This window comes from Streptomyces sp. NPDC044063, from assembly GCF_056434285.1.
In genome coordinates this window covers 1-10,291 of record NZ_JBWKFM010000061.1, presented here as the reverse complement: position 1 = coordinate 10,291, position 10,291 = coordinate 1, and the positions used below count along the sequence as shown (strand labels likewise).

Below are 10,291 nucleotides of genomic sequence, written 5' to 3'. Positions count from 1 at the left end.
GGCATAGACCGCCACACTGGCGATCCCCGCGTCCCGGCACGCACGAGCGACACGGACAGCGATTTCGCCTCGGTTGGCGATAAGCACCTTGCGCAGGCTCACTTCATGTCCTTCACACTGGGGGTCCGATGGCGTCGAGGCTGTGGCGCGGGGCTCGAGGCGGGCTGGAAACTGCCTGGAAGTCGTTACTCCGCCCCGGCTCCGGTCAGGCGTGGCAGGCCGGCAGGCCCCCGTGGAACTCGACGAGCTCGCCGAAGACGGCCGGCATGTCGATCGGGGTGCCGGGGGCGCTGCCCCGCTCCTCCATGTAGGCGCGGTGGAGGTTGGGCACGATGCGCTCGGAGTCCAGCAGCGCCGCGTACTCCCCGAGGTCCGTCTCGCGCGCCAGGTCCAGGGGCTTGAGGCCGGCCGCCACGCCCTCCTTCGCCAGCCGCTGGAGCATGCGGAAGTAGCCCTCGGTGGTGTCGAGCAGCTCGGCGCCCGCCACCGGGCCGTGCCCGGGGACGATCACCTCGGGGCCGAGGGCGCGCAGCGTCTCCACGGCCGCCAGGGAGCCGGTCACCGAGCCCATCGGGCAGAACGGCGTGGCCCCGTTCATCACCAGGTCGCCGGTGAACAGCACCCGCTGCTCCGGCAGCCACACCACGGTGTCGTTGGTGGTGTGGGCGGGGCCCAGGTGCATCAGCTCCAGCCGCACCGGGCCGACGTGGACGGTCAGCCGCTCGTCGAAGGTCAGCTGCGGCGGGGTCACCTCGACGTCGCCCCAGCACACGTCCGGCCACAGCGTCGTCAGGTGCAGCCCGATCTGGAGGATCTCCGTGCGGGTGTCCCGGTGGCCGATGACGACGGCCTCGGGGAAGAGGTGGTTGCCGAAGGTGTGGTCGCCGTGGGAGTGGGTGTTGACCAGCATCCGGGGCGCGGCCGGATTCAGGGTCTTGACGGCGTCGCGCAGGGCGCGCGAGCGGGCCTCGGTGGCGGCGGTGTCGATCAGCAGCGCCTGCCCGTCGGCCACCACGACACCCGCGTTGTTCAGGCACCAGCTGCCGTCGGGCTGGACGTAGGCGTGGACGTGCTCGGCGACTTCGGTGAGCTGCGGCGTCATGACATCTCCTCGGGGGATCGCTGCGGGTCTGGCCGAAGCCTTTCGGTCCCGGCTCGAGGCGCACCGGATGCCGCGCTCAAGCGATGTTCAGGGGGCGCACCTCACGATTGGCCGCCAGATCAACCAACGGAGGGAACGCACATGGGTCTGAGGGCACGGTTGAGCGGTACCGCCCTGGCGGCGGCTCTGCTCGTCGGCATCGTTCCGGCCGCGGCCGTCGCGGAGGAGTCGTCGGAGGAGGCGGGATCGACCACCGTCTTCAGCGACACCTTCACCAAGGGATTCGACACCACCAACAAGTGGCTCCAGGTGCCGGTGGGCGGCCTGCCCAGCGGCGACGGAGTCGCCACCACCTCGTCGGCCGGCCTGAAGGTCGTGCCGAGCGGCAAGGACTCGGCCGGCAACCCGGCGTTCGCCTACAGCACCGGCCAGCAGTCGGCCGGCGGCCAGGGCGACGCCGACCACCTCAAGTACCTGGCCTGGCCCCGGCACAACTCCTCGTACGGCTTCCCGGGCTGGAACACCCCTGACTACGGTCAGCTCTCGTGCAACACCCGGATGGGGGTGACCACCACCAACACCGACAAGCACCCGTTCGGCGCCGCGGTCTCCGACCCGCAGTCCGACCTGCGGCTGGCGGCCGGCGCCCTGGTCTCCGTGGACCAGGAGACCAACGTCGTCTTCGACTTCTTCACCGCGAACAACAAGGTCTACGCGTTCTACGAGCGCCTGCGGTCCCCGGGCAGCACCTACGCCTCGTTCAGCTACGCGGTGCCGGTGGCCACCATCACCAAGGGCCAGCAGGTCAGTTACGGCATCACCCTCGACACCAACCGCACCCGGGCGCGGTGGAAGGTCAACGGCACCACCGTGCTGACCGTCGACAAGATCGGCACGCGCCAGCTCGACCGCAAGTACCTGCTGATCGACCACGGCGGCAACGACGAGATCGTCAAGCCGCGCCAGCTCCAGTGCGCGCTGGGCACGTTCACACTGCTCGACGGTGCGGGTGCGGACGGCAAGGGCCTGGTCAAGCTGGACTCGACGACCAACTCCTACTTCAAGCCGTCAGTGGGCGCGCCCACGGCCCAGACCTTCTACGACGACCAGAGCCTGGCCGGCAACCGCCTGTGGGGCCAGGGGGCTCAGCTTCAGGTCTCCTCCTTCAGCGTCAGCGGGACGGGCCTGACGACGTCCTAAAGAAAAAACCAGGTCAGCGGTTTGATGTCAAGGGAGGGCCGGCCGTTCCGCCGCGGGGGTGGAAGCTGCCGGCCCTTCCGGCATCGGGCTCGAGCTCGCCCCGAGCCGCGTTCCATCGGCGCCACGCACGATCGGGGCCCCGAACGCTGGCTCTAGGAGGGCGAGGATGCGCACACAGGCTCCTGAGGGGACCGGACTCATCTCCCGGTCCGTCGAACTGGCCGAACTGGCCCGGCACCGCGCCCAGGACGCGGAGGAGCAGCGCCGGCTGACGCCCGACGTGGTCGAGCACATGCTCCGGGCCGGCTTCGCCCGGCACTTCACCCCGGCCGCCCAGGGCGGTCTGGACGGCACCTTCGAGGAGCTGACGGAGGCGCTGATCACCGTCGCCGAGGCCGACACGGCCACGGCGTGGTGCGCCTCCATCGCGGCCAGCCTCTCCCGGATGGCCGCCTACCTGCCCGTCGAGGCGCACGCGGACGTGTGGCGCGAGGGGCCCGACACCTTCCTGGTCGGCACCCTGTCGCCGCTGGGCAAGGCCACCCCGGCGCCCGGCGGCTGGCGGGTGTCCGGCTCCTGGGCGTACATCAGCGGCGTCGACCACTCCGACTGGGCGCTGGTCTGCGCCGTCGTGCCGCGGGCCGAGGGGGCGCCGCAGGACGGCCCGCCGCCCGCCCGGATCTTCGCGCTGCCGCGCTCGGCCTACTCCGTGAAGGACACCTGGACCAGCTCCGGCATGCGCGGCACGGGCAGCAACACCCTCGTGGTCGAGGACGTGTTCGTGCCCGAGACGCACAGCTACGGCCGGCAGCGGCTGTTCGAGGGCCGTCCGCACGGCTCGCGGGCGGCGTGCCACACCGTGCCGCTCCAGGCCGCCAACGGCCTGTCGTTCGCGGTGCCCGCCGTGGGCGCGGCGCAGGGCGCGCTGGCGCTGTGGACGCGGGAGACCTCCCAGCGGCTGGCCCGCGGCGCCGGCCGGCCCGGGATGCCGGGCCCCGTCCGGAGCACCTACGAGGCGGCGCTGTCGCGCAGCGCCTGCGACATCGACAGCGCCCGGCTGCTGCTGGAGCGGGCCTCCCGGGTCGCCGACCAGGGGGCGGCCGTGACCGCCGGGGAGACGGCCCGCAACCTGCGCGACTGCTCGCTCTCCGCCGAGCTGACCGTCAGCGCGGTCAACCGCCTGTTCTCGACGGCCGGTACGTCGGGGCAGGCCACCGACAGCCCGTTGCAGCGCGCGTGGCGCGACGTGAACTCGATCGCCACGCACGTCCTGCTGGCCTTCGACCCGGCGGCGGCGCTGTACGCCTCCCACACGTTCGAGGCCTGAGCACCGCACCTCCGGAGAACGGGGAAAACGCACCCGCCGGGCCGGCTTCCTGGGCAGCCGGCCCGGCGGGTTCGGTTGCGGCCGGGATCCCCGTCCGGCCGCGGGACGCTCACGTCGCCGCGGGCGTCCCCGTCTCTTCGACAGCGGTCTTCTCGAAGATGGCGGCCGGGCGCCAGCGCAGCAGGCGGCGCTGCGGCCGCCCGCCGATCATCGCGGTGCCGGCCAGCAGCAGGTCCTCGCCGTCGCGTTCCACCTCGCGCGCCTGGGCGGTGCCGACGATGTGCGGGTGGGCGCTGACGGCCACCTCGTGGGTCATCCGGCCGCCCTCCAGGTGCCAGCGGCCCGCGTAGCCCATGAAGGTCTCCGTGCCGCCGCCCGCGCCGTCGAGGGCGCGCATCATGCTCACCGAGACATGGCCGTCCGCCGTGTAGATCAGCATCCCTTGCGGGGCCGAACCGAGCGGGCCGTCACTGGTGTTCCCGGCCTCGTCCACGTCGTAGTAGGCGACCAGGCGCCAGACGCCGACCGGGTCGAAGCTGTCGTCGGGGCGGTGCATCGTCACAGAGCCCTCTCGGTGTGCGGCAGGGACACGGCATCGTCGCCGTGGCCGCTCGAGGCGCCGCTGAGCACGCCTTGAACCGGCGCCGGGCCCGTCTCCCGGCGCAGGTGCGGCAGCACCTCGGCGCCGAACAGCTCGATCTGGTCGCGCACCTCGGAGTAGGGCATGCCGGGCATGTCCAGGGCGAAGAGCTGGCGCTGGTGGCCGTAGCGCTCACGGAAGCTCAGCACGGCCTCCACGACCTGCTGGGGGCTACCGACAGTAAGCGTGGTGCCGGCCATCTCGCGCTCGAGACCGTTCGGGGTGGGGAAGCCTCCGCGCTGGGCGATGAGGGCCGAGTGGTACGGGCGGAAGCCCGCGACGGCGTCCTGACTGCGCCGGGCGATGTGCAACTGTCCACCCGCCCCGATCACCGCTTCGCGGGGGTCCCGGCCGTGTGCGGCCCAGGCTCGGCGGTAGTGGTCGGCGAGCGCGCCGAAGTGCTCCAGCGGGCCGAAGAGGTTGTTCAGGAAGAGCGGTTCGCCGTGCCGCGCGGCGGTCTCGGCGGTGGCCGGGCTGCGCACCGCGCCGTGCCAGATGACCGGCGGGGCGCCGTGCGGGCGGGGCAGCGTCGTCACTCTGCGCAACGGCGTACGGAAGCGGCCGGACCAGTCGACGTCGGTCTCGCGCCAGAGCCGGCGCAGCAGGAGGTGGTTCTCCTCCAGCAGCGCGTCCTGGTCCTGCGGGTCGCGCCCGAACAGCGGGAACGTGCGCCAGGACACGCCCTTGCCGATCATCAGGTCGACGCGGCCGTCGCTGAGCTGGGACAGGGTGGCGAAGTCCTCGGCGACCCGGACGGGGTCCAGGGTGGTCAGGACGGTCACGGCGGTGCTCAGCCGCAGGCGCGTGGTGCGTGCGGCGAGGTGACCGAGGATCACCGTGGGTGAGCTGGTGACGTACGGACCGTCGTGGTGCTCGCCGACGGCGAAGACGTCCATGCCCACCCGCTCGGTGAGCAGGCCGAGTTCGACGACGCCGCGAAGTCGTTCGCGTTCCGTCATCACCTCACCCGTGACGGGGTGGGGGGCCATGGCGCCGATGCTGAATATTCCGAACTCCACGAAGCCTCTTTCCAGGGGAATGGATCGGTGCACCCACCCGCGTTCGAGTGATGCACTGCGTACCGATGTGAGACATATGACAGGAGATGCCCGAAACCAGCTGTGTATGATCAGCCCGCTCCGGGGAGCCTTCGTCGACTGCCCCGGACGGGGGGAGCGAAGACGTGATCCGGGTGATGCTGGCCGAGGACATGCACATGATCCGCGGCGCTCTGGTGGCCCTCCTGTCGAGCGAGAGCGGCCTGCAGGTGGTCGCCGAGGTCGACCGGGGCGACCGCATCGTGCCCACCGCCCTCGAGGTCCTGCCGGACGTGGCCGTCCTGGACATCGACCTGCCGGGCGTCGACGGGCTGACCGCGGCGGCCACCCTGCACAAACGCCTGCCGCAGTGCCGCACGCTGGTGCTGACCGCGCTGGGGCGGCCGGGCACGCTGCAACGGGCCCTGGCCGCCCGCGTCAGCGGGTTCCTGCTGAAGGACGCGAAGCCGCAGGACCTGGCCGCGGCCATACGCCGGGTGGCGCAGGGCGGCCGGGTCATCGACCGCGAGCTGGCGGTGGCCTCCTGGGAAGCCGACTCCAGCCCGCTGACCGCGCGGGAGTCGGACGTGCTGCGGCACGCGGCCAGCGGGGCCGACCCCGGCGAGATCGCGCACCGCATGCACTTGTCCACCGGAACGGTGCGCAACTACCTCACCGCCGCCGTCGCTAAGCTGCACGCGCGGAACCGGCTGGACGCCGTACGTATCGCGGAGCAGGCGGGATGGCTGTGACGGTCTCGGTGGGGCACACCGCGCGGAGCCGGAACCAGTCGCCGTCGTGCGACCAGGTGAGCGTGCCGCCGACGGCCGCGACCCGGGCGCCCAGGCTCTCGAGCCCGGTGCCCGGCTCGCCGTCGCTCACCGGGTCGTAGCCGTCGTTGTCGATCGCCAGGACGATCACGCCGGCCTCCTCGCGCAGCGCGATCCGGCAGCGCCGCGCCGCGCTGTGCCGGAGGATGTTGGTGGCCCCCTCGCGGAGCACCGCCGTCAGGGTCGTGGCCAGCCGGGCATCGGCGAGCGCGGGGGGCGTGCCCTCCACGTCGGTGACGACCCCGGCCGCGTCCAGGACCGAGGAGACGGAGGTGAGTTCGCGGCCGAGCGACATCCGCTGCGGGCCGGCCGAGAAGGCCCGCACCTCGGCGAGCGCCTTGCGGGACAGCGAGATGAGCTCCGCGACCTCCGGCCGCTCCGGGATGTGCCCCGCGGCGAGCCGGTTGTCGAGCAGCTCCGCCTGCACGGCCACCGCGGTGAGGCTGTAGCCGAGCAGGTCGTGGAGGTCGCGCTGGAGCCGGCGGCGCTCCTCCAGCGCGCGCCGCCGCTCGGCGACCGCGCGGCGGCGCTGCGCCTCCAGGGCCACCAGCGAGCGGCGCAGTCCGTAGACGGCGACCGTGGCGGCCACGGCGGTGAGGACGACGTAGACGATCCCGCCGGGCGGCAGGACGAGGGCGGAGATCCCCACGACCGACAGCGGGACCAGCGGTGCCCACCGGCGTCGCTGGGGGACGCCCGGGGCGTGGAGACAGGCCCCCGCCCGCACGGTGAGACACAGGGCGGCGGTGGCGGTCATGGCGAACAGGACGGTCCACCAGCTGACCCGGTCCGGCAGCGGACCGAGGGCGGCGGAGGTGACGACGCAGACGATCTGCACCGCGACGACGATCAGGACGGCGACCCAGCCGGGCCGCTTGACGGCCAGTGGACGCAACGGTCAGCCCACGCGGCTCGCGAGCAGGGGGCGGATGGTCCGGAGAGTGGGGCCGTCGGTGTCGGGTGGTGCCATGAGGATCTCCTGTACATGCGCAATGTCGGGATCAAGTTGCACTGTTCGGCACGCTACAAACCGACGGCGCGGTTGGCAATAGCAGTCAGTGCGTCGCCCGTCACTCTCCGGAATTGTTCCCTCCGGAATCTCCAACTCCCCCCGAAATACCGCGTTCACACGGCAAAGCCCCAGGTGGAAAACATTCTCGGAGAACCTTCCGGAGTCCCGGTGGACCCTCGCTCAAGCGGCCGCGAAGGTGCTGCAAAAAACCAACGCGGCGGTTTATTGTCACTCTCGGCGCATGGGCGCCGACAGCGTCCCGCGAGGAAGCGGGCCGAGCGGAACGGAGCCTTTCCAGTGCCGATGCAGGACCGTGCGGCGCGCACCCGTCGCGAGCTGATCCATTCCGCCGCCGCGGCATTCGAACAGCACGGCTTCGCCAGGACGACCCTCAGCGACATCTGCCGCCGGGCCGGAGTGAGCAGCGGAGCCCTCCACTTCCATTTCGACAACAAGGAGGCGCTCGCCCAGGCCGTCGAATCCGAGGCGTCCACCGCCCTCCACCGCGCCGGCGAGTCGGCGAGGCCGCACCCCTCCGGCGCGCTGCAGGCCCTCGTCGACGCGTCGCACACACTGGCCGCCGCGCTCCGCGAGGATCCGGTCGTCCGCGCCGGCTTCCGGCTCGGCTACGACACCACCCGCGTCGGCGGCCCGCGGCTGAACGAGCGCTGGCACGGCTGCGTCCGCCGGCTGCTGATCACGGCACGGGCCGAGGGCGCGCTGGCCGGCGGCGTCCATCTGCGCGACGCCGCCGTCGCGGTGACCGGCGCCACCGTGGGCCTCGCCGTCCTCAGCCGCGAGGACCTGCGATGGGCCGGGGCGTCCTCGCTGACCGGCTTCTGGCGCCTGATGCTCCCTCAACTCGCCCACCCCGAAGCACGGGTCCGGCCCACCCGGGTGAACTGAGCCACCGGCGCCGTGCCTTGATCGTCACAGTTGAACGTCGTTGACAAACCGCGTCCTCGGTTTGTTAGCTTCCAGAACCGCTAGCGCGACAGGTACAGCGCTTTCGCCGTCCGGCGAGGGCGTCCACCACACGCATGTGCAAGGAGACGCTGGTGGGTGCCTCTTCCGCCACCACACGTTCCGCCGTCCCGAGCAGCACCGGGACCTCCGACCACGCGGGAATGGCGCGGCTCGAGGCCATGCTCGGCCAGGGGTTCACCCGGGCCCTGCAGGCCGGACTCAGCCGCTCCCACTACGCCCGCACCCGCACCACGACGCACGACCTCCGGGCCGCCGACGACGTCCGCCCGGAGGGTCCCCTCGCCCACGCCGCCTACGAGGAGGGACTGCCCCGCCCGTACGGCGCCGACGGCGCCGAGGCGGACGCCTCCTGGCGTGCCGGCCGCCGCCTCGCCCGCGGCCTCCACGACGAACTGGGCACCACCCTCTTCCTCGTGGCCCGCCACATGGAACGCTACGACAGCGGGCCGGGCGACCCCGCCGACCTCGCGGCCGCCCGCGCGGCCCTGCGGGAGGCCATCAGGCTGACCGAGGACGCGGTGGACGGCCTCCACCACGCCACCGCCGTGCCCTCGCTCGTCCCGGCGCTGCGGGAGTTCGCCGAGACCGCCGCGCCCCCCGGCGTCGCGTTCTCGATCTCCGCCAACGGCAAGGAGACGCTCGTCTCCGACGTCTGCCGCAGAGAGCTGTTCCTGAGCATCCGCGAGGCCCTGCGCAACAGCTTCGTCCACTCGGGCGCCGACGAGGTGGCCGTCGCCCTGCGCTTCACCCGGCTCTACGCCTACGCCCGGGTGGAGGACGACGGCCGCGGCTTCGACGCCGAGGCGCTGCTCGCGCCCGGCCGTCCGGCCCCCGGGCTGCGCTCGATGCGCGAGCGCCTGGAGGACCTGGGCGGCCGGCTGACCATCGGCGAGGCGGCCCCGGGCGGCACCCGCCTGGAGATCCACCTGCCCATCCGGGCCCGCCACTAGGGCGCGCCACCGGGTGCGCCGCCGGGGTGGGGACCGGCGGCGGGGTGGGGACCGGCGGCGGGGTGGGGGCCGGCGGCGGGGTGGGGGCCGGCGGCGGGGCGGGGGCCGGCGGCGGGGCGGGGACCGGTCAGAGCCGTGAGCCGCCGCTCACGTCGATGCACTGCCCGGTCACCCAGCCGCTGGCGTCCGAGGCCAGGAACGTCACCACGCCCGCCACGTCGTCCGGCAGCCCGATCCGCTCGAAGACCGACCACTCGGCGAGGGCCGCGGCCTCCTCCGGGGTGGACCGCAGCGACGCGTTCATCTCCGTCGCCACGAAGCCCGGCAGCACGGCGTTGACCGTGATGCCCCGCGGGCCCACGTCCTTCGCCAGGGTCAGCGTCATCGTGTTCACCGCGCCCTTGGACATCGAGTACGCCACCGACTCGGTGTACGCCATGCGCGTCACCCCGGACGACACGTTCACGATGCGCCCGCCCGCGGACATCCGCGTCAGGGCGTGCTTGGCCATGAACAGCGGCGCCCGGGCGTTCACCGCGAACAGCCGGTCGAAGAGCTCCTCGGTGATGTCGCTGACCGGGCCCACCTCGTGCGCCGCCGCGTTGTTCACCAGGATGTCCAGGCCCGGCTTCACCCCGCGCGCCGCGAGCTCCGCGTCGAACCGCTCGTAGAGCTCCTCGACGGTGCCCGGGGAGCACAGGTCCGCGCGCAGCGTGAACGCCTTTCCGCCGTTCCTCTCCACCAGGGCCACGGTCTCGGCGGCGGCCGCGTCGCTGCGGCCGTAGTGCACCGCCACCAGCGCGCCCTCGGCGGCCAGGCCCAGGGCGATGCCCCGCCCGATCCCCGTTCCCGCACCCGTCACCAGGGCCGTCTTGTTCTCCAGCACGCCCACTTCCGAACACCCCACAAGCAGTCGGTCCTCGATCCGTACGCGCGTATTTCAGCCACTGCCACTCGAACCCAAGTGGAGCCGCGTCCACCGGCCGAGGCGGGCACGAGGGCGGCCCTCGTGTGCTTCCAGTTCCGCTCAAGCGTCCCTGAAGCGCCTGGGGAGAGTCTGCGCCTCGCACCTGGTGCGATCCCCTTGTTCGAATACGTCCTGGGAGTTCTCCATGACCACTGCGTTTGATCCGATCGATGTGGCCGGGATCCGGCTGGCGAACCGTATCGCGATGGCTCCGATGACCCGCAGCCGTGCGGGCGCGA

At 72.6% G+C, this 10,291-nt stretch carries 11 protein-coding genes; 5 read left to right on the top strand and 6 right to left on the bottom strand.

The annotated features are described in order from the left end of the window. The coding region (locus AC07BS_RS34990; RefSeq protein WP_279617129.1) for a biotin carboxylase N-terminal domain-containing protein at window positions 1-96 on the bottom strand (96 nt) is incomplete at its 3' end. A gap of 109 nt (window positions 97-205) precedes the next feature. Next, window positions 206-1,102 (bottom strand): MBL fold metallo-hydrolase, encoded by an 897-nt coding sequence (locus tag AC07BS_RS34985; RefSeq protein ID WP_478935567.1) that lies wholly within the window; start codon window positions 1,100-1,102, stop codon window positions 206-208. Window positions 1,103-1,243: 141 nt separating this feature from the next. Here AC07BS_RS34985 and AC07BS_RS34980 point away from each other — a divergent pair, with 141 nt between their 5' ends. Together AC07BS_RS34980 and AC07BS_RS34975 are read left to right on the top strand one after the other, a co-directional pair. After that, the gene (locus AC07BS_RS34980; RefSeq protein ID WP_478935566.1) at window positions 1,244-2,302 is read left to right on the top strand and encodes a DUF6081 family protein; all 1,059 of its coding nucleotides are present in this window, start codon (window positions 1,244-1,246) and stop codon (window positions 2,300-2,302) included. Window positions 2,303-2,468: 166 nt separating this feature from the next. Further along, window positions 2,469-3,629, top strand: a complete 1,161-nt coding sequence (locus AC07BS_RS34975; protein WP_478650971.1) for an acyl-CoA dehydrogenase family protein — start codon at window positions 2,469-2,471, stop codon at window positions 3,627-3,629. Between the two features lie 109 nt (window positions 3,630-3,738). Here the strand turns inward: AC07BS_RS34975 and AC07BS_RS34970 are convergent, their stop codons facing one another. Both AC07BS_RS34970 and AC07BS_RS34965 read right to left on the bottom strand, forming a co-directional pair. Continuing rightward, entirely contained in the window at window positions 3,739-4,185 is a 447-nt protein-coding gene (locus tag AC07BS_RS34970) for a lipocalin-like domain-containing protein (protein ID WP_478935569.1), read from the bottom strand. 2 nt (window positions 4,186-4,187) lie between these two features. After that, complete coding sequence (locus tag AC07BS_RS34965; RefSeq protein WP_478650973.1) at window positions 4,188-5,288, bottom strand: LLM class flavin-dependent oxidoreductase; 1,101 nt, start codon at window positions 5,286-5,288, stop codon at window positions 4,188-4,190. Between the two features lie 164 nt (window positions 5,289-5,452). Here AC07BS_RS34965 and AC07BS_RS34960 point away from each other — a divergent pair, with 164 nt between their 5' ends. After that, entirely contained in the window at window positions 5,453-6,058 is a 606-nt protein-coding gene (locus tag AC07BS_RS34960) for a response regulator transcription factor (protein ID WP_478650975.1), read from the top strand. Here AC07BS_RS34960 and AC07BS_RS34955 read toward each other — a convergent pair. Beyond that, window positions 5,994-7,031, bottom strand: a complete 1,038-nt coding sequence (locus tag AC07BS_RS34955; protein ID WP_478650977.1) for a sensor histidine kinase — start codon at window positions 7,029-7,031, stop codon at window positions 5,994-5,996. The genes AC07BS_RS34960 and AC07BS_RS34955 overlap by 65 nt on opposite strands. 420 nt (window positions 7,032-7,451) lie before the next feature. On the opposite strand from AC07BS_RS34955, the gene AC07BS_RS34950 reads away from it, so the two are divergent. Continuing rightward, complete coding sequence (locus tag AC07BS_RS34950; RefSeq protein WP_478650985.1) at window positions 7,452-8,054, top strand: ScbR family autoregulator-binding transcription factor; 603 nt, start codon at window positions 7,452-7,454, stop codon at window positions 8,052-8,054. A 152-nt stretch (window positions 8,055-8,206) separates the two neighbouring features. After that, entirely contained in the window at window positions 8,207-9,085 is an 879-nt protein-coding gene (locus AC07BS_RS34945; protein WP_478935565.1) for a sensor histidine kinase, read from the top strand. 127 nt (window positions 9,086-9,212) lie between these two features. Here AC07BS_RS34945 and AC07BS_RS34940 read toward each other — a convergent pair whose 3' ends face one another. Then, complete coding sequence (locus AC07BS_RS34940; protein WP_478650981.1) at window positions 9,213-9,977, bottom strand: SDR family NAD(P)-dependent oxidoreductase; 765 nt, start codon at window positions 9,975-9,977, stop codon at window positions 9,213-9,215. Window positions 9,978-10,291: the final 314 nt, after the last annotated feature.